This window comes from Nonomuraea pusilla, assembly GCF_900109355.1.
GTDB lineage: Bacteria > Actinomycetota > Actinomycetes > Streptosporangiales > Streptosporangiaceae > Nonomuraea > Nonomuraea pusilla.
Window position 1 is genome coordinate 145,408 of sequence record NZ_FOBF01000008.1, and the last position, 17,924, is coordinate 163,331.

Genomic DNA, 17,924 nt, shown 5'->3' on the forward strand with positions numbered 1-17,924 from the left:
AACGGAATCATTCGTTCCCATATGCTGGGAGGATGACAGCAGCACCGATGAGCGGCCGCAAGGCGCAGGCCGCGCGGAACGACGAGTTGATCCTCCAGGCGGCCAGAACCGTGTTCACCGCCGATCCCGGCGCCCCCATCGCGGCCGTGGCCGAGCGGGCAGGCGTCGGGATCAGCGCGCTCTACCGGCGCTACCCCAGCAAGGAGGCGCTGCTGCGCAAGCTGTGCGGCGACGGGCTCAAGCAGTACGCCGCCATCGCCGAGAAGGCGCTGGACGCCGCGGGCGACCCCTGGGAGGCGTTCGCCGGCTTCCTGCGGCAGATCGTCGACGCCGACATCCACTCGCTCACGATCCGGCTCGCGGGCACCTTCCAGCCCACCGAGGAGCTGACCCAGGACGCCGTACAGGCGGGGCGGCTGGGGACGGAGGTGCACCGGCGGGCCGTCGAGCAGGGCGTGCTGCGGCCCGACGTGACCATGGCGGACATCGCGCTGCTGTTCGAGCAGCTCGCCTCGATCAAGCTGGGCGACGAGGAGCGCACCGCCGAGCTGCGCCACCGCTACCTGGCGCTGCTGGCCGACTCCCTGCGCACTCCCCCGGCCCACCGCCCCCTGCCCGGCCCGCCCCCGGAGGACGAGGAGCTCCGCTCCCGCTGGACCCCCGCCTGACCGCCCCCTCCAGGAGAAAGCGGCCGACGCGCCGGGGCACGGGCCTCCGAAGGCGCGACAGGCGGACGGCCCTCAGGCAGCGGCCTCCGAAGGGGCGACAGGCGGGCGGCCCTCAGGCAGGGGCCCCCGAGGGGGCGGCAGGCGGGCGGCCTCAGGCGGGGGTGGGGGTCTGCGAGGGGGACGACAGGCGGGCGGCGAGGGCCAGGGTGCGGCGGGCCCTCGCCACCACCGGCGCGTCCACGAAACGCCCGTCGGGCAGCGCCACCGCCCCCGCCCCCGACCGCTGCGCCCGTTCGGCCGCCTCGACGACCTCCAGCGCCGCCGCGGTCTCCTCGGCCGACGGGCGGAAGGCCCGCCTGATCGCCGGGATCTGCCGCGGGTGGATCGCCGTCCTGCCGAACAGGCCGATGGCCCGCCCCGCCGCGCAGGAGGCGAGCAGCCCCTCCTCGTCGTCCAGGAGCGGGTAGACCGACATGGGCACCGGCGGCAGCCCCGCGGCGGCGGCGGCGAGCACCACCTGGAGCCTGAGGTGGTTCATGGCGTCCTCGCCGGTGACGGACAGCTCGGCGGCGAGGTCCTGCTCGCCGAGGGCGACGCCGGCCACGCGCGGGTGCGCCGCGATGGCGGCGGCGTGGAGTATCCCGGCGGCCGACTCCAGCAGCGCGTAGGCGGGCGCGGCGACGCCGTCCAGCGCGCCGAGCACGGCGGGCGAGTCCACCTTGGGCAGGCGCACGGCGTCGGCCAGGTCCCCCACCGCGGCCAGGTCGTCGAGGCCGCGCCCGCCGGACAGGTCGTTGACCCGGACGTGGACGGCCGGCCCTCCGGGGGCCGCCGGTCCGCCGGTGGCCGCGCGCCGCCGGCTCAGGTACGCCACGGCGTTCTCGCGCGCCTCGTCCTTGCGCGCGGGCGCGACGGCGTCCTCCAGGTCGATGATCACCACGTCGGCGCCGGACGCGGCGGCCTTGGCGAACCGGTCGGGGCGGTCGCCCGGCACGTACAGCCAGGTGACGGGCACCCAGGACGGGCCCGGAGCGGCGGGCGCGGCGCTCACGCGATCACCCCCGCCTCGCGCAGCCCGGCGATGCGCCCGGCGTCGTAGCCCAGCTCGCCCAGCACCTCGTCGGTGTCGCGGCCGAGCGGGCGCCCCGGCCAGCGGATCTCACCGGGCGTGTCGGACAGGCGGAACAGCACGTTCTGCATGGTGACGCCGCCCAGTTCCTCGTCGGGCACGTCGACGAAGGTGCCGAGCGCCGCGTACTGGGGGTCCTCGGCGATGTCGGTGACGTCGTAGATGGGGGCGACGGCCGCCTGGGCCTCCTCGAAGCGGGCGATCACCTCCTCGGCGTCACGCTCGGCGATCCAGGAGGCGACGGCCTCGTCCAGCTCGTCGACGTGCTGGACCCGCCCGTGGCCGGTGGCGAACCACGGCTGCTCCACCAGGTCGGGACGGCCCACGAGGGTGACGACGCGCTCGGCGATCGGCTGGGCGCTGGTCGAGATGGCCAGCCACCGGCCGTCGCGGGTGCGGTAGGTGTTGCGCGGGGCGTTGCTGGCGGACCGGTTGCCGGTGCGCTCAGGCACCACGCCGAGCGCCCGGTAGGCGCTCATCTGCGGCCCGAGCAGCCCGAGGATGGGCTCGATGATGGCCATGTCCACGACCTGGCCGCGCCCGGTCCGCTCGCGCGCCTGCAGGGCCACCATGATGGCGTACGACATGGCGAGGCCCGCGATGCCGTCGGCCAGGGCGAGGGGCGGCAGGGTGGGCGGCCCGCCGGGCTGGCCGGTCATGGCGGCGAAGCCGCTCATGGCCTCGGCGAGCGTGCCGAACCCCGGACGCCCCGCCATCGGCCCGATCTGCCCGAACCCGGTCATCCGTGCCACGACGAGGCGCGGGTTGAGCTTGAGGAGGTCCTGCGGGTCGAGGTTCCAGCGCTCCAGGGTGCCGGGGCGGAAGTTCTCGATGAGGACGTCGGAGCGCTCGGCCAGCCCGCGCAGGATCTCCTGGCCGTCGGGGTGCGACAGGTCCACCGCGGCGGCCCGCTTGTTCCTCGACAGCGTCTTCCACCACAGGCCGACCCCGTCGACGGCGGCGCCGTGGCCGCGTGACGGGTCGCCCCGCCGCGGATGCTCGATCTTGACGACGTCGGCGCCGAAGTCGCCGAGCATCATGGCGGCCGAGGGGCCGGCGAACAGCGTCGCGGCGTCGATGACCCGGAGGTCGGCGAGGCTCGTCACGGGGCTCGTCACGGGGCTCGTCACTGGGCTCGTCATGGTTCTGTAAGTTATAAGAAATATCTGATAGGTCAAGTCGCGACAAAGAGCGATAGTGCGGGACACTGGATGACATGGCGATCAGCGAGCCGGAGCCCATGAGGCCGCCCATGAGCAAGGCCGACTACGTCTACGGCGTCCTGCTCGACGAGATCCGCACCGCCCGCATCCCCGGCGGCACGGCCCTGCGGGCCGGCGAGGTGGCCAGGCGGCTCGGGGTGTCGGTGACGCCCGTGCGCGAGGCGCTGCGCCGCCTGGAGAAGGACCGCCTCATCAGGTACGAGACGCACCACGGCGCGACCGTCGTGGACCTCGGCGACGAGGCGCTGGAGGAGTTCTACGGCCTGCGGGCCGTGGTCGAGGGTCTCGGCGCGCGGCTCGCGGCGGCCAGGATCACCCCCGAGGAGCTGGCCGGGCTGCGCGACCTGCACGCCGCGATGGCCCGCGACGCCGGGCAGGGCAGGTACGACGCGCTGGGCGAGCAGAGCAGGCGCTTCCACCTCCGCCTGGTGGAGATCGGCGGCCCCGCCTTCCTCGGCGCGCACGCCAGGGCGGTGCTCGACAGCTTCCCCGTGCCCGCGTCGGCCTCGCTGTGGCTCGACCCCGACCAGGTCGGACTCCAGCTGGAGGCGCACGAGCGCGTCCTCGACGCCCTGGAGGCGGGCGACGGCGAGACCGCGGAACGCGTCATGATCGACCACATCCGCCAGGCCGGCGACCACCGCAGGCACCACTGACCCCACCCCCGGTTGCACCCCGCCGGGGCCTGTTGCACGATGGCCGTCCGGGCGCCGGAGGAGAGAGGGGCGAGGGACGTGCACGAACCCGCAGGACCATCCGCCCACCCGCGGCCGCGACCTGTCGTGACGTTCGAGCCGGTCGCCGCGGGGGCCGGGCCGTGATCAGGGGCGTCCTGTTCGACCTCGACGGCACGCTGCTCGACCACCGGTCGGCGGCCGACGCCGCCATCACCGGCTGGGTGTCGGCGTACGCGCCGGGTCACGCCCGGCTGCCCGAGGTGGCCGGGCTGTGGGAGGAGCTGGAGCTGCCGCACCTGGCGGCCTGGCACGCGGGCGAGTGCACCGTGGAGGAGCAGCGACGGCGCCGGGTCCGGGCGCTGTGCGAGGAGCTGTGCGTGCGCGTGCCCGCCGACCTCGACGCGGCGTACGAGGAGTTCTCCCGCCGCTACCGCGAAGGCTGGCGCGCCTACCCCGACGCGGTGGCCGCCCTGGACGCGCTCGACGCGTTCGGCGGGCCGGCGCTCGGCGTCCTGACGAACGGCACGCAGCGCGTCCAGGAGGCGAAGGTCCGCGCCATCGGCCTGGAGGGCCGGGTCGGCCCGGTGCTGACCGGCGAGGTGCTCGGCGGGCACTTCAAGCCCTCACCCGCCGGCTACACCGGGGCGGCGGCCGCGCTGGGCCTGGAGCCGCACGAGGTGCTGCTCGTGGGCGACGACGTGGTCAAGGACGTCACCGCCCCCGCGGCGACCGGGATGCGCTCGGTCTGGCTCGACCGCCTGAACCTGGAGCCCCCGCCCGAGGGCTTCCCTCGCATCACCACCCTGGCCGACCTGCCCGCCCTCCTCGCCTGACCGGCGCCGGGGCCGGTCAGCGGGGGGCGGCGCCGGCGAGGCAGGAGCCGGCCAGGTCGAACCCGCCGACGTGGGCCAGGTAGCCGCCAGGCGCGAGCGGGTCGCCCAGGTAGACGCCGCCCGCCTGCCGCACCAGCAGCGCCCCCGCCGCCACGTCCCAGGGGCTGACGCTGGTGCCGTACGTCACGTCGGACCACCCGGCGGCGACGTGGGCGAGCTGCAGCGCGGCGCTGCCGGTGCGGCGCACGGAGGCGAACGACTCGACGAGCCGCCCGAACCCGCGCAGCGCCTCCTCGCCCTCGAGGGCCAGGTCGTGCGGGCCCGGGTAGCTGGTGAGGAGCATCGCCTCGCGGTCGCGCCCGGCGCCGGCGCTGCGGATCGGGACGCCGTTGCACCAGGCGCCACCGGTGGTGGCGGTGAACTCGTCGCCGCGCACGGGGTCGTACACGACGCCCGCGAGCACCTCGCCGCCGGCGGCCGCCGCGATGGAGACGCAGAAGAAGGGCAGGCCGGCCGCGAAGTTCGCGGTGCCGTCGATCGGGTCGACGTACCAGGTGAGGTCGCCTGAGCCGGTCGTGCCGCCCTCCTCCCCGACGATCGCCCCTGGCGCGCGGGAGGCGATCACGGCGCGGATCGTCTCCTCGGCGGCCCGGTCGTGCTCGGTCACCGGGTCGTGGAAGTCGCTCTTGGCGCGCACCTGCGGCCGGGATCTGAAGGCGTCGCGCAGGAGCGGGCCGACGGCTCTGGCCGCCTCGGCGGCCGTCTCCAGCAGGTGCGTCACGTTCATCCTCCCAGCATGCCCGCTCCCCCGCGCCCCGCGGCCCCACCTGGGGTGCGACCCGCCACAGACCGGACCTCGCCCTCCCTTCGAGTCCGGACGGCGCCCAGGTGCGGACGATGACGGCTTGACCGGCGATGTCAGCATGCATGAGCAGTTTGTCTGGACATTCTGACCTCGGTTAAGCTGATCGGCATGACCGCGAACCTGGCCATCGACCTCGACCGATCCAGCCCTGTGCCGCTCTACTTCCAGGTGGCCGAGCAGATCGCCGAGGCGATACGGCGCGGCGACCTCGCGCCCGGCGCGCGGCTCGACAACGAGATCCTCCTGGCCGACAAGCTCGGCCTGTCCAGGCCGACGATCCGCCAGGCCATCCAGTACCTCGTGGACAAGGGCCTGCTGGTGCGCAAGCGCGGCGTGGGCACCCAGGTGGTGCACGGCCAGGTCAAGCGCTCGGTCGAGCTGACCAGCCTCTACGACGACCTGCGCAGAGCAGGCCAGGAGCCCGCCACCCAGGTGATCGCGCTCGAACCCCGGCCCGTCGAGGACGACATCGCCGCCATCCTCGGCGTCGAGGCCGGCGCCGAGGTGCTCTACCTCGAACGCCTGCGCTTCGCCGCCGGCGAGCCGCTCGCCGTGCTGCACAACTGGCTGCCGCTCGGCCTGGCCCAGCTCGCCGCTTCCGACCTGGAGGCGCGCGGCCTGTACGAGCTGCTGCGCGCGGCCGGGGTGCGGCTGCGCGTGGCCAACCAGCGCATCGGCGCGCGCGCCGCCACCCAGGCCGAGGCCAAGCTCCTGGACGAGCGCCGCGGCGCGCCCCTGCTCACGATGATCCGCACCACGTACGACGACCAGGGCAGAGCCGTCGAGCACGGCTCACACGTCTACCGGGCCTCGCACTACTCCCTCGAGGTCACGCTCATCGAGCGCTAAGGCCGCCCGCCGTTTGAGGTAGAGGGTGGTGCCGATGCCGAACAGCACCGCCACCACCAGGCCCACCCACGAGAAGCCCTTGAGCCACTTCTCGGCCACCAGCCCGAGGTAGAAGACCACCGCGGTGGTGCCGCCCGCCCAGACGATGCCGCCGAGCACGTTGGCGACGACGAACTTCCAGTACGGCATGCGCAGCGCCCCGGCGAGCGGCCCGGCGAGGATGCGCAGCAGCGCGATGAACCGGCCCACGAAGACCGCCCACATGCCGAACCGCTGGAAGTACGCCTCGGCCTTGGCCACGTGCCTGTCGCCGAAGTGTTTGGGGAAGCGGCGGCCGAGCCTGGTGAACAGGGGCCGTCCGCCCTTGCGGCCGATGGCGTAGCCGGCGGAGTCGCCGACGATGGCGCCCGCGCTCGCGCACACCCCGACCCAGACGGGGCTGACCACGCCCTTCGCCGACAGGATCGCGGCGCTGACCAGGACGATCTCGCCCGGGAGCGGGATGCCCAGGCTCTCGAAGCCGATCACGAGGGCGACGGCCACGTAGAGCCAGCCCGGCGGAACGGCCTGCAGCCACTCGTCGATGTGCACGCCGTAACCTTAACCCCGCCCCGGAGGCGCCCCGGCCCAGCGCCAGGCCGGCACGGCCGAGGGCAGCAGCACCGACGTGAGGATCGCGCCGCCGATGAGCGGCTCCCAGGCTACGCGCACCACGCCGCCGTCGATCACGGCCGCGACGAACAGCAGGCCGAGCAGGAGGCCGAGCAGCGGGTGGACGACGCGCAGCGCCTCGCCCCGCCCGAACCGCTCGCGCTCGTCCAGCGCGTCCTCGGACGCCTCGGACATCAGGCGGGTGGCGCGGCGCAGGCGCCCGGCGGGAGTGCTCATCAGATACCTCCGTAGAGCTGCTGCGACATGGGCTCGAACGGGCGCCTGGAGAAGACCGCCTCCACCGGCAGGCCGAAGAACTCGCTGATCCGCAACGCCAGGTCGAGCGACGGCCCGTAGTCGCCGCGTTCGAGGAACCCGACCGTCTGCGGGTTGACCCCGACGGCCGCTGCGAGCTCGGCCCGTGACACCCCCCGCTCCGCGCGGAGCACCGCGATCCTGTTGTGGAGTTCAGATCTCCGGTCTTTGCTTACCACACGCTGATCGTTGCGTATACACAACGACTTGTAAAGAGCCGCAACGCTTCTTTGCGAGTCTCCCCGGCCCTTGCCGGGATGGTGGTCAGCAGGGTTTCTCCCGCCCCGCCCATGAGGGTTCCTTCTCCCGGCCCCGACCTGGGGACCTGTACACTCCTTTCCGAAAGCAGGCAGTCGCTCACAGTCACGAGCATGGTCCGGGTGTGCCCCAGAGCGTCCCCGCAGTCGGCAGTACGTTCCCGGTCCTCAAGACAGCGGGGAGCCGTGTATGGATCCACTCCACCTGACGACGAGCCGCCACGAGGGCACCCTCACGGTCACGGTGTCCGGCGAGCTCGACATCGCCACCACCGAGCCGCTGCGCGCCCTCCTGCTGGAGCTGCTGGACGAGGCGCGCGCCGAACCCGAGCCCGACGCGGCGGTCGTCGTCGAGGTGAGCGGCCTTTCCTTCGTCGACGCGGCCGGGCTCGGCGTCCTGGTCCACGCCCACAACCGGGCGAGCGGCCAGCGCACGCCGCTGCTCGTCGCCGGCGTCCCGCCGTCCATGCAGCGCCTGCTCAAGATCACCGGCCTGGACGCCCACCTCGTCACCGTGGCCTGACCGGCCGGGCGCGTACACCAAGATCTTCCCTGCGACGGGTCTGCACTTGCCAGGAGGACGCGTGTCGCCCGCCGGTGCGGGACGCCGCCGGGCGAGCATTCCGCTCGCACGAAGGCAGTCTTCTGCCCGACGAGAGGAACGAACGCACATGAGGCACATCCCACGGATGTGTTACCCGGTCGCCGTCCTGGCCGCGGCCGCGGCGTCACTGGCCCTGCCCGGCACGGCACCGGCCGAGGCCGCCCCGGCGGCGGCACCGGCGGCGGCCCGCACGGCACTGCGCGCCCCCGACCCCGCCACCTGCCCCGAGCAGGTGTCCCTGCTGAACGGCGGCTTCGAGCAGCCCGCCATCAGAGGCACCTGGAGCATGTTCCCCGACGCCTCCCGCCCCGGCGTGCCGAACAGCGTGCCCGGCTGGACGACCAGCGCCACCGACCACGTCATCGAGCTGTGGAACAGCCCGCCGAACCCCACCAACACCCCGCCCGCCGAGGGCAGGCAGCTCGCCGAGCTGAACGCGAACCAGGTCTCCACCCTCTTCCAGGACCGCCCGACGACGCCCGGCCAGACGCTGTACTGGCGGCTCGCCCACCGGGGCAGGGCAGGCGTCGACACGATGGCCCTGGACATCGGCGCCCCCGGCGCGCCGGTGCAGCAGGCCACCATGTCCGACGGCACGGCCCGGTGGGGCGTCTACTCCGGGACGTACACGGTGCCGGCCGGGCAGACCGTCACCAGGTTCGCCTTCCGCTCCGTCTCGGCGGCCGGCGGCAACCGCGCCATCGGCAACCTCCTGGACGACATCTTCTTCGGCACCCCGCCGTGCGTGATCGTCACCAAGTCCGCCGCCCCCAAGGGCCCGGTGAACGTGGGTGACGAGATCACGTACCGGCTGACCGCGGTCAACGGGGGCGGCGGGCCGGCCGAGAACGTGCGGCTCACCGACGCCGTCCCCGCCGGCACCACGTACGTGCCCGGCTCGATGAAGGTCGTGGACGGCCCCAACAACGGCCCCAAGACCGACGCGGCCGACGACGACCAGGCCGCCTTCGACCCGGCGACCGGCACCGTCTCCTTCGGTCTCGGCGAGGGCGCCGGCGGCGCGCAGGCGGGCCGGCTGGCCAGCACGAGCAGCCTGCCGGACGGCACCACCGTCGAGTTCAAGGTCAAGGTGGGCAGGGCCGCCGCCGGCGGGAAGGTCACCAACCGCGCCTCCGTCGGGTACGAGAACCGGCTCGGCGCGGAGCCCCAGGCGCTCACCTCCAGCAGCGGCGACGCCGTCACCGACGTCAACCCGGCGGTGGACCTCGCCGTGGTCAAGTCGGCCGACAAGACCAGGGTCACCGTGGGCGAGACCGTCACCTACCGGGTGGCCGTCAGCAACGGCGGGCCCAACGACGCCACCGGCGTGACCGTCAAGGACGCGCTGCCCGCGCAGCTCCGTTTCGTCTCCGCGACGGCCTCCAAGGGCTCGTACGCGGCCGGGGACGGCGCGTGGACGGTGGGCACGCTGCCGAACGGCGCCACGGCGGTGCTGACGATCCGCGCCAAGGCCGTCGCGGTCGGCGACACGACGAACACGGCCACGGCGGGCGGCAACGAGCTCGACCTCGACCCGTCCAACGACGGCGACGGCGTCAAGGTCTGCGTCGACCCCGAGCCCTTCTGCCCGTACTGCACACCGGACAAGGGCCCCCGCCCGCGCCCCGCGACCCCCTGACCCACACCCCGGCCCGGCCGACGAACGACCGGGCCGGACGCACCGAACGGCCCGGCCCGATCCGGCGGGGCCACAGCCCAGCCTCACCCAAGCCCGGCCGATCCAGGCCCGCTCGGGCCCGGCCGGGCGCGGTGTGCAGGATCGCACCACCAATACGGCGCCCCGTCACGAGAGCCTCGCGACGGGGCGCCGTCGTGCCGTCGGGGGGCCGGCGATCCGGGGGGCCGGCGATCCGGGGGGCCGGCGATCCGGCGAGGTCCGGCCCAGCCGCGCCAGCCCCGCCGATCCAGGCCCGGCCCGGGTGTGCGGGGCGGTGTTCTCCGGCGTCCCGGGTATCAGGGTCGGCGGGATTGGGCCGACGGCAGCCGCCGGTTTTACACCGAAATTTCACCCCACGCCGGTATATCTCTGACCGGTAGGTTGTGGGACGTGTCGATGATTCAGGTCCCCGCGGCGATGCCCACCAGGCTCGAGGACGGTTTCGAGCGGATCCGGCGGGAGCTGAGGCTCCCCGACGGCTTCCCCAAGCCCGTGCTCGACGAGGCCGCGTGGGTCGCGCAGGTGCCCAGACTGGCCGGCGAGGACATGACCGACGTCCCGTTCGTCACCATCGACCCGCCCGGCTCGATGGACCTCGACCAGGCCGTCCACCTGGAGCGGCTGCGCGGCGGCTACCGCGTCTGGTACGCCATCGCCGACGTCGGCGCCTTCGTGCGTCCCGGCGGCGTCATCGACGCCGAGGCCCGCACCCGGGGCGAGACCGTCTACTTCCCCGCGGGCAAGGTCCCGCTGCACCCCAAGGTGCTGTCGGAGAGCGCCGCCAGCCTGCTGCCCGGCGCCGAGCGCCCCGCCGCCGTCTGGCGCATCGACCTGGACGCCGACGGCCGCACCGTCGGCGCCGACGTGCAGCGCGCCCTCGTACGCAGCCGCGAACGCCTCGACTACGCCTACGTCCAGGCCGCCGTCGACACCGGCACCGCCGACGGGACGCTCGGCCTGCTGGCCGAGATCGGCCGCCTGCGGCTGGAGCTGGAGCGCGAGCGCGGCGGTGTCACCCTCCCCACCCCCGAGCAGGAGGTCGTGACGGACGACGGCGGCTACCGGCTGGAGTTCAGGCTGCCGCTGCCCGCCGAGGCGTGGAACGCGCAGATCTCGCTGCTGACCGGCATGGCGGCGGCGTCCATGATGCTGGACGCCGAGATCGGCGTGCTTCGGGTGCTGCCCGAGCCGAGACAGGAGGACCTGGCGAAGGTGCGCAGGGTGGCGCGGGCGCTCGACGTGCCGTGGCCCGACGGTGTGGCCTACGGCGAGGTCGTCCACGGGCTGGACCCGGAGAACCCGCGGCAGGCGGCGTTCCTGCACGAGTCGAAGGTGCTGCTGCGCGGCGCCGGGTACGTGGCGTTCAACGGCGCGCCGCCGAAGCTGGCCGAGCACGCGGCGGTGGCCGCGCCGTACACGCACGTGACGGCGCCGCTGCGGCGGCTGGTGGACCGGTACGCGACCGAGGTGTGCCTCGCGGTCGCGGCGGGCGAGCCGGTGCCGTCGGACGTCGGGGCGGCGCTGGAGGCGCTGCCGGAGATCATGGCGGGCACGGGCCGCAGGGCCTCGGCCGTGGACCGCGCGTCCGTGGACCTGGTGGAGGCGTTCCTGCTGCGGGACAAGGTCGGGCAGGCGTTCGACGCGGTCGTGATCGACGTGGACGGGCAGCGGGGCGGCGGCCAGGTCCAGCTCGTGGACCCCGCCGTGATCGCCAGGTGCGACGGCGACCTGCCGCTGGGCGAGCAGGTGACGGTGCGGCTGACACGCGCCGACCCGGCGACGCGCGAGGTCCGCTTCACCCTGGCCTGACCAGGCCGGGGGCGGAAGGGGTGGACGAGCGGGGCGGCCGTCCGCGAGCCCCGGGAGGCGCGGCTCGCGGGCGGCGGCGAAGGGGTGCGCGGAAGGGGTCCGGAGAGACGTGACGGACCCGGGGAGGAGACGTTCAGCGCTTGAGCGGGCTCCAGGACGCGCCGAGGCCCATCAGGTGGAGGGCGACGCAGAGCAGCCCGGCGGTGGTGAGCGTGCCCACGGTGACGACGCCGCCGAGCGCGACGCCGGCGATGTCGAAGACGAGGGCGAGCAGGAAGAGCACGGCGGCGATCAGGGCGAACATGGTCAACCTCCAGGAGGGCCGGCCGGACGTCGGGATCCGCGGGGGTGGGCCTCAGCGGCTGCGTCCTGGGATGCGGATGTGTACGACATCGGGATATCCCCGCCGATCAACCGGGAAACTGCCCTGAAGGTGACGTTACGTGTACAGGTGACGACAGTACCTTGACCGGGCGGTCAGCCAGGCGGTCGCAGCCCGGCGCACACCACCGCGACCGCGCGCCCGCCGCCGCCTCTCGCCCTGGCCCTGCGTTCGGCGGCCAGGCAGCCGAGCAGCAGGTCGTGGACGTCGTCGGGGCCGAGGTCGCGCCGTACGGCGCCGGCCTGCTGCGCCCTGGCCAGGAGCGGCCCGAGGGCGGCGGCGAGGTCGCGCGCCGCGGGATGGTCCCCGTCCTCCAGCAGGCCGCCGAGCGCCCGGTGCGCCCCGGCCTGCCCGGCCAGGCGCGCGAACCAGCCGAAGAACGCCTCCCCGGGGGCGGCGGCGGTCGCCAGGGCGCGCGCGTCGGCGGCGAAGCGCTCGACGCGCGCCACGAGCACGGCCTCGACCAGCGCCTCCTCGGTGGGGAAGTGCCGGTGCACGATGCCGAGGCCGAACCCGGCCCGGCGGGCGATCTCGTCGAGCGGGACGGCCAGGCCGTCGCCCGCCAGGGCGTCCTGGGCGACCTGCAGCACCCGCTCGCGGCTGCGCCGGGCGTCGGCCCGTAACGGCCGGCCGGCGGAGTGATCGTCCCCCATGGGAGGAACCTACACACACCTACCGCAGCGGGCGATGCCGGGCACACGCCTGAGGACAGGCCCCGCAACAGCCCCGCCCAGGGCCAGGTGGCGGACATGCGGGGAAGGCCCCCGGCGTGCCGGACACGCGGAGAGGATCCAGCCGTGGCGGGCACGCGGGGAAGGCCCCGGGTGTGGCGGGCACGCGGAGAGGGCCCCGGCGGTGCCGGAGCCCTCCCCCCAGTGCGTGCCCACCGCTCAGATATGGGCAGCCGGGAGGCGTTTGAGCCGCAGCCCGCCCGAGGCCCGGGCCGGCTCGAGTGCGATCACGCGGGCGTCCTCGGGGAGGTGCCGCAGATCGTGCGTGATGAGAATGGTGGTCCGTCCGTGCATGAGGCGGCGCATCGGTTCCATGATCCGCGCCGCGGTGACCTCGTCCAGGCCCGTCATCGGCTCGTCGAGCACCAGCACCGGCGTGTCGCGCAGGATGGCCCTCGCGATGCCGATGCGCTGCCGCTGGCCGCCCGACAGCAGCCGGCCGCGCTGGCCGACGGGCGTGTCGTAACCCTGGGGCAGCCTGAGGATGAACTCGTGCGCTCCCGCCAGCTCCGCCGCCCTGACGACGTCCTCGGACGAGGCGCCGGGACGGCCGTAGGCGATGTTCTCGCGCACGGTGCCGGAGAACAGCAGCGTCTCCTGGTGCAGCACCGTCACCGCGTCGCGCAGCGAGTCCCGCCGCAGGGTGCGGATGTCGGCGCCGTCCAGCAGGATCGCGCCCTGGTCCGGGTCGTAGAACCGCAGCAGCAGCTTGGCCAGCGTCGACTTGCCCGCGCCGCTCGGCCCGGTCACCACCAGCAGGTCGCCGGGTTCGGCGACGAAGGACACGTCCCGCAGGACGGGACGCGGCCTGCCCGGGTACTGGAATCCGACGTTCTCGAACTCCACGCGCCCGCGCGCCCGCGAGACGAGCGGCGCCGCGTCGGGGCTGTCCGTCACCGACGGCCGGGCCTGCAGGACCTCCATGACGCGGTCCGAGCCCGCCGCCGCCTCCGACACGTTCAGCGCTAGCTCCCCGATGTTCTGGACGGCGGGGTAGAGCAGCGCCAGGTACGCCGCGAAGGCGAGCAGGCCACCGAGGGTGAGGCGGCCTTCCGCGATCTCCCAGGCGCCGACGCCCAGGATGACGATCAGGCAGACGGTCTCGATGACCTTGACCGCCGGACCGTACAGCCCGGACAGCCAGGCCTGGGACATGTTGGCACGCAGCCACGAGGAACCCTCGGCGTGCAGCCGGTCCGACTCGGCCCGCTGCTGGTTGTACGCCTGGACGAGCGCCTGGTTGGCCAGGCCCTCCTCGATGACGCTGTTCATCGCGCCGTTGCTGAAGCGCTCCCGTGCCGCCGCGTTCCTGAACCTGGCCGCGAACAGCTTCGAGACCAGCAGGAACGCCGGGACCAGCGCCAAGGTGATCAACGCGAGGTCCCATCGCAGGAAGAGCGCCGCGCCGGCGAAGAACACGGCGCTGGCCAGCGTGGTCAGGGCCCTGACCGGCCCTGATCCGACGAGTTGCTCGATCGCTTGGATGTCGTCGGTGAGCCTCGCCATCACGTCGCCCAGGCGCCGGTTCTCAGTGAAATCAGGCGACAGCGTCTGGATGTGGGCGAAGACCCGGTCACGCAGCCCCAGCAGGAACCGTTCGGCTCCGAGCGCTGTGACGTACGTGCCGACGAAGGACGTCAGGCCGGCGAGCGTGGCCAGTCCCAGCCACAGCAGGGCCGGGGACCAGAAGGCGGACAGATCCCGGGTGGCCAGCACCGTGTCGGTGATGTAGCCGAACAACCGGATCGCCGCCACCTCGCAGAGCGCGGCAAGGATCGCGAGCACCACGCCGGCCACGAAGAACCGGCGCAGGCCGCGAGTGTCCGGCCAGAACTCGCGGAAGGTCCGCCGCACCGTGACCGCCGGTGCGAGGGCCCGCTCGTTCTCGGCACTGAGCGAAAGGGAGAGCCGGCGGCTGAGCCGCCGGCTCTCCTGGGGTGGATCTACCACCACCAGCCCCACCAGCGGCGGCCACCGCAGCCACCGCCCCACCAGCGGCGGCAGCCGCATCCTCCGCCGCCCCACCAGCGGCGACGCCAGCCGCAGCCACCCCAGGACTGGAATCCGTTCTGGATACCCATGGTTCCTCCCGTGCTTTGACGGTGTCACTAATTGGACATTAGCACTCATTCCCAGCCGAATCGCCATAATCACCACCATTAAAGGACATTTGACTGCTAATCACATAAAAGCCACATAAGCGTAGTCATGCGAAAAATCGGCTTAAAGATGGATGAGTTATATAAACCTGGAGAAACGTGAGGTAAGCCGCGCACCAAGGCGGTAACCAGCAAAACTGGTGATGCTGGTGCGCAAGGACGGGCCAGGCTCGTGAAGACGTTCAGAAGATGCGCGGGAGAGGCGGTTCGCCGCCCCTCTCACCGGCCGCGTCCCCGCCCCTGCGAACGCCAGAAAACCCGCCGTACACGGAAAAAGCGGGCGTCCGTAGCTCTCGGACGCCCGCACACCACCGCCGCCGCCCACAGGCGGCGCCCCGGCTCAGGAGAGGGACGAGTACGCCACCACGCCGCGGCGCATCGCGTCGATGGCCTTGTTCGCGGTCTGCCTGATCTTGCTGCCCTCGGGGGCGGCGGCGCCGAGCTGCCCGAGGAGGTCCATCAGCTGCTTGACCCATCGGACGAAGTCGCCGGCGGCCAGCTCGCTGCCGTTCACACCGTCCATCAGCACGGCGTCGAGGCTGTGCCCCTTCGTCCAGCGGAACGCCGCCCACGCGAAGCCGAGGTCGGGCTCGCGGATCGTGGACAGCCCGTGGTCGGACTCGATGCCCTCCAGCTCGCCCCACAGCCGGATCATGGCGGTCAGGGCGTCCTGGGCGCGGCCCGCCGGGATCTTCGGCCTGCGGGCGTCGTCGGACGCCCGCGACTCGAAGACCAGCGCCGACACGCAGGCGGCCAGCTCGGCGGGGTCGAGGTCCTCCCACAGCCCGCCGCGCAGGCACTCGGCGGTGAGCAGGTCGAGCTCGGTGTAGAGGCGGCCGAGCCTGCGGCCCTCCTCGGTGACGGTCTCGCCCCGCAGGTAGCCGAGCTGCTCCAGCACGGTGCAGATGCGGTCGAAGGTGCGCGAGATGACGTACGAGCGGCTCTCGACGCGGCGGCGCAGCCCCTCGGTCTCGCGCAGCAGCTTGTAGTAGCGCTCGGCCCAGCGGGCGTGGTCCTCGCGCTCGTCGCAGCCGTGGCAGGGGTGGCGGCGCAGTTGCTTGCGCAGCTCGTTGACCTCGTCGTCCTCGACGGTGTGGTCGCGGGCCCTGACCGGCTTGCCGAGGTCACGGTCGCCGATCTTGGCCAGCAGGCTGGAGACGAGGTTGGCGCGCTCCTTGGGCGAGCGCGCGTTGAAGTTCTTGGGGATGCGCAGCTTCTCCAGCGGCTCGACCGGCACCGGGAAGTCGGCCGGGTCGAGCTTCTTGACCTGCTTGCCGATGGTCAGCACGAGCGGGCTGGGGCCCTGGCCGCGCGGGTTGCGGCCCGGGTCGAGCACGATGGCCAGGCCCGCCCTGCGCCCGCCCGGCACGCGGATGACGTCGCCCGGCTGCAGCGCCTCCAGCGACCTGACGGCGGCGGCGCGCCGCGCGGCGCCCCGCTGCCTCGACAGCTCGGCCTCCCGGTCGGACAGGCGGCGGCGCAGCGCGGCGTACTCGGAGAAGTCGCCCAGGTGGCAGGTCATCGCCTCCTGGTAGCCCTCCAGGGCCTCCTCGTGCTTACGCAGCTGCTTGGCCAGGCCGACGACGGCCCGGTCGGCCTGGAACTGCGCGAACGACTCCTCCAGCAGGGTGCGGGCGCGCTCCCTGCCGAACTGGCCGACGAGGTTGACGGCCATGTTGTACGACGGCTGGAAGCTGGAGCGCAGAGGGTACGTACGGGTGCCCGCGAGGCCCGCGACCGACAGGGGGTCCATGCCCTGCTGCCACAGCACCACGGCGTGGCCCTCGACGTCGATGCCGCGCCGCCCGGCCCGCCCCGTGAGCTGGGTGTACTCCCCCGGCGTCAGGTCGGCGTGGGTCTCGCCGTTCCACTTGTCGAGCTTCTCGATCACCACGCTGCGCGCCGGCATGTTGATGCCGAGGGCGAGGGTCTCGGTGGCGAACACGGCCTTGACCAGGCCGCGCGTGAACAGCTCCTCGACGACCTCCTTGAACGCGGGCAGCATGCCGGCGTGGTGGGCGGCCAGACCGCGCTCCAGGCCCTCGCGCCACTCCAGGTAGCCGAGCACGGCGAGGTCCTCGTCGGGCAGGTGCGAGGTGCGCTCGTCGACGATCTGCCTGATCTCGTGCCGCTCGCGCTCGCTGGTGAGCCTGATGCCGGAGTAGAGGCACTGGGCGACGGCCGCGTCGCAGCCGGCGCGGGAGAAGATGAACGTGATCGCGGGCAGCAGGCCCTCGGCGTCGAGCTTCTCGATGACCTGCACCCGGTCGGGCGGCCTGGAGCGCTGCGGCCTGCCGTAGCCGCGCCTGCCGCGGCCCTGCGTGAGCCGTTCGGCGTCGCGCGTGACCCGCATCAGGGTGGGGTTGATGCGGGGCGTCAGGTCGTCGTTCATGAACAGGTCGTAGATGCGGTTGCCGACCATCATGTGCTGCCACAGCGGCACCGGGCGGTGCTCGTCGACGATGACCGTGGTGTCTCCGCGCACCTCGCCGAGCCACTCGCCGAACTCCTCGGCGTTGCTGACGGTCGCCGACAGCGCCACCAGCCGGACGGACTCCGGCAGGTGGATGATGACCTCTTCCCAGACGGCGCCGCGGAAGCGGTCGGCCAGGTAGTGGACCTCGTCCATGACGGCGAAGCCGAGCCCGGCCAGCGTGGCCGACCCGGCGTAGAGCATGTTGCGCAGCACCTCGGTGGTCATGACCACGATGGGGGCCTCGCCGTTGACGCTGTTGTCGCCGGTGAGCAGGCCGACCTTGGCGGTGCCGTAGCGTTTGACCAGGTCGTTGTACTTCTGGTTGGACAACGCCTTGATCGGGGTGGTGTAGAAGCACTTGCGCCCCTGCTCCAGGGCCAGGTGCACGGCGAACTCGCCGACGACCGTCTTGCCCGAGCCGGTGGGGGCCGCCACGAGGACGCCGTCGCCCGCCTCCAGCGCGCGGCAGGCGTCGGCCTGGAAGTCGTCCAGCGGGAACTCGTACAGACCTCGGAACGATCTCAGGGCGGCGCCGTCGTCACCGTACTTCTGACGGAAGGCCGCGTAGCGTTCCGCTGGCGTTGTCATACCGTCAGCCTACCGAAATCACCATTCCGG

At 73.2% G+C, this 17,924-nt stretch carries 17 protein-coding genes; 7 read left to right on the plus strand and 10 right to left on the minus strand.

The genetic code is table 11. The features are described 5' to 3' along the window. Positions 1-32: 32 nt before the first annotated feature. Positions 33-668: a TetR/AcrR family transcriptional regulator gene (locus tag BMX74_RS18720; protein WP_256257017.1), complete on the plus strand. Its 636-nt coding sequence runs from the start codon at positions 33-35 to the stop codon at positions 666-668. 151 nt (positions 669-819) lie between these two features. Here the strand turns inward: BMX74_RS18720 and BMX74_RS18725 are convergent, their stop codons facing one another. After that, positions 820-1,719 carry an HpcH/HpaI aldolase/citrate lyase family protein gene (locus BMX74_RS18725; protein ID WP_055501069.1) on the minus strand — a complete coding sequence of 300 codons (900 nt, stop codon included), beginning with the start codon at positions 1,717-1,719 and terminating at the stop codon, positions 820-822. Continuing rightward, positions 1,716-2,903, minus strand: a complete 1,188-nt coding sequence (locus BMX74_RS18730) for a CoA transferase (RefSeq protein ID WP_091101810.1) — start codon at positions 2,901-2,903, stop codon at positions 1,716-1,718. The genes BMX74_RS18725 and BMX74_RS18730 overlap by 4 nt, the downstream gene beginning before the upstream one ends. A 110-nt stretch (positions 2,904-3,013) precedes the next feature. On the opposite strand from BMX74_RS18730, the gene BMX74_RS18735 reads away from it, so the two are divergent. Continuing rightward, the gene (locus tag BMX74_RS18735) at positions 3,014-3,676 is read left to right on the plus strand and encodes a GntR family transcriptional regulator (protein WP_055501067.1); all 663 of its coding nucleotides are present in this window, start codon (positions 3,014-3,016) and stop codon (positions 3,674-3,676) included. A 161-nt stretch (positions 3,677-3,837) separates the two neighbouring features. Further along, positions 3,838-4,530, plus strand: a complete 693-nt coding sequence (locus tag BMX74_RS18740; protein ID WP_177227422.1) for an HAD family hydrolase — start codon at positions 3,838-3,840, stop codon at positions 4,528-4,530. A 16-nt stretch (positions 4,531-4,546) separates the two neighbouring features. Here the strand turns inward: BMX74_RS18740 and BMX74_RS18745 are convergent, their stop codons facing one another. Next, positions 4,547-5,317 (minus strand): inositol monophosphatase family protein, encoded by a 771-nt coding sequence (locus BMX74_RS18745; protein ID WP_055501065.1) that lies wholly within the window; start codon positions 5,315-5,317, stop codon positions 4,547-4,549. A gap of 186 nt (positions 5,318-5,503) precedes the next feature. On the opposite strand from BMX74_RS18745, the gene BMX74_RS18750 reads away from it, so the two are divergent. After that, on the plus strand, positions 5,504-6,244 hold the full coding sequence (locus BMX74_RS18750; protein ID WP_055501064.1) for a GntR family transcriptional regulator: 741 nt from the start codon (positions 5,504-5,506) through the stop codon (positions 6,242-6,244). Here BMX74_RS18750 and BMX74_RS18755 read toward each other — a convergent pair. From BMX74_RS18755 to BMX74_RS18765, 3 genes are read right to left on the minus strand one after another with little or no spacing between them, the layout of a single operon-like run. Next, entirely contained in the window at positions 6,188-6,835 is a 648-nt protein-coding gene (locus BMX74_RS18755) for a DedA family protein (RefSeq protein WP_055501063.1), read from the minus strand. The two genes, BMX74_RS18750 and BMX74_RS18755, sit on opposite strands and share 57 nt — an antisense overlap. Before the next feature lie 9 nt (positions 6,836-6,844). After that, a complete protein-coding gene (locus BMX74_RS18760; protein ID WP_055501062.1) occupies positions 6,845-7,132 on the minus strand; it encodes a hypothetical protein in 288 nt (95 codons plus the stop codon). Beyond that, positions 7,132-7,389 (minus strand): helix-turn-helix transcriptional regulator, encoded by a 258-nt coding sequence (locus BMX74_RS18765; protein ID WP_055501061.1) that lies wholly within the window; start codon positions 7,387-7,389, stop codon positions 7,132-7,134. The genes BMX74_RS18760 and BMX74_RS18765 overlap by 1 nt, the downstream gene beginning before the upstream one ends. A 268-nt stretch (positions 7,390-7,657) precedes the next feature. Between BMX74_RS18765 and BMX74_RS18770 the strand changes: the two genes are divergently transcribed. The 3 genes from BMX74_RS18770 to BMX74_RS18780 all read left to right on the plus strand — a co-directional run bounded on the left by BMX74_RS18770 (position 7,658) and on the right by BMX74_RS18780 (position 11,558). Then, positions 7,658-7,990 (plus strand): STAS domain-containing protein, encoded by a 333-nt coding sequence (locus BMX74_RS18770; protein ID WP_055501060.1) that lies wholly within the window; start codon positions 7,658-7,660, stop codon positions 7,988-7,990. Positions 7,991-8,138: 148 nt separating this feature from the next. After that, complete coding sequence (locus BMX74_RS18775; protein WP_218153995.1) at positions 8,139-9,710, plus strand: DUF7507 domain-containing protein; 1,572 nt, start codon at positions 8,139-8,141, stop codon at positions 9,708-9,710. Between the two features lie 435 nt (positions 9,711-10,145). Next, complete coding sequence (locus BMX74_RS18780) at positions 10,146-11,558, plus strand: RNB domain-containing ribonuclease (protein ID WP_091102023.1); 1,413 nt, start codon at positions 10,146-10,148, stop codon at positions 11,556-11,558. A 133-nt stretch (positions 11,559-11,691) separates the two neighbouring features. Here BMX74_RS18780 and BMX74_RS44195 read toward each other — a convergent pair whose 3' ends face one another. The 4 genes from BMX74_RS44195 to BMX74_RS18800 form a co-directional block, all read right to left on the minus strand. Next, a complete protein-coding gene (locus tag BMX74_RS44195) occupies positions 11,692-11,862 on the minus strand; it encodes a hypothetical protein (RefSeq protein ID WP_091101815.1) in 171 nt (56 codons plus the stop codon). 173 nt (positions 11,863-12,035) lie between these two features. Further along, entirely contained in the window at positions 12,036-12,593 is a 558-nt protein-coding gene (locus BMX74_RS18790) for a TetR/AcrR family transcriptional regulator (RefSeq protein ID WP_091101817.1), read from the minus strand. Between the two features lie 237 nt (positions 12,594-12,830). After that, positions 12,831-14,681 carry an ABC transporter ATP-binding protein gene (locus BMX74_RS18795; RefSeq protein ID WP_091101819.1) on the minus strand — a complete coding sequence of 617 codons (1,851 nt, stop codon included), beginning with the start codon at positions 14,679-14,681 and terminating at the stop codon, positions 12,831-12,833. 489 nt (positions 14,682-15,170) lie between these two features. After that, complete coding sequence (locus BMX74_RS18800; RefSeq protein WP_055501056.1) at positions 15,171-17,894, minus strand: DEAD/DEAH box helicase; 2,724 nt, start codon at positions 17,892-17,894, stop codon at positions 15,171-15,173. Positions 17,895-17,924 lie beyond the last annotated feature (30 nt).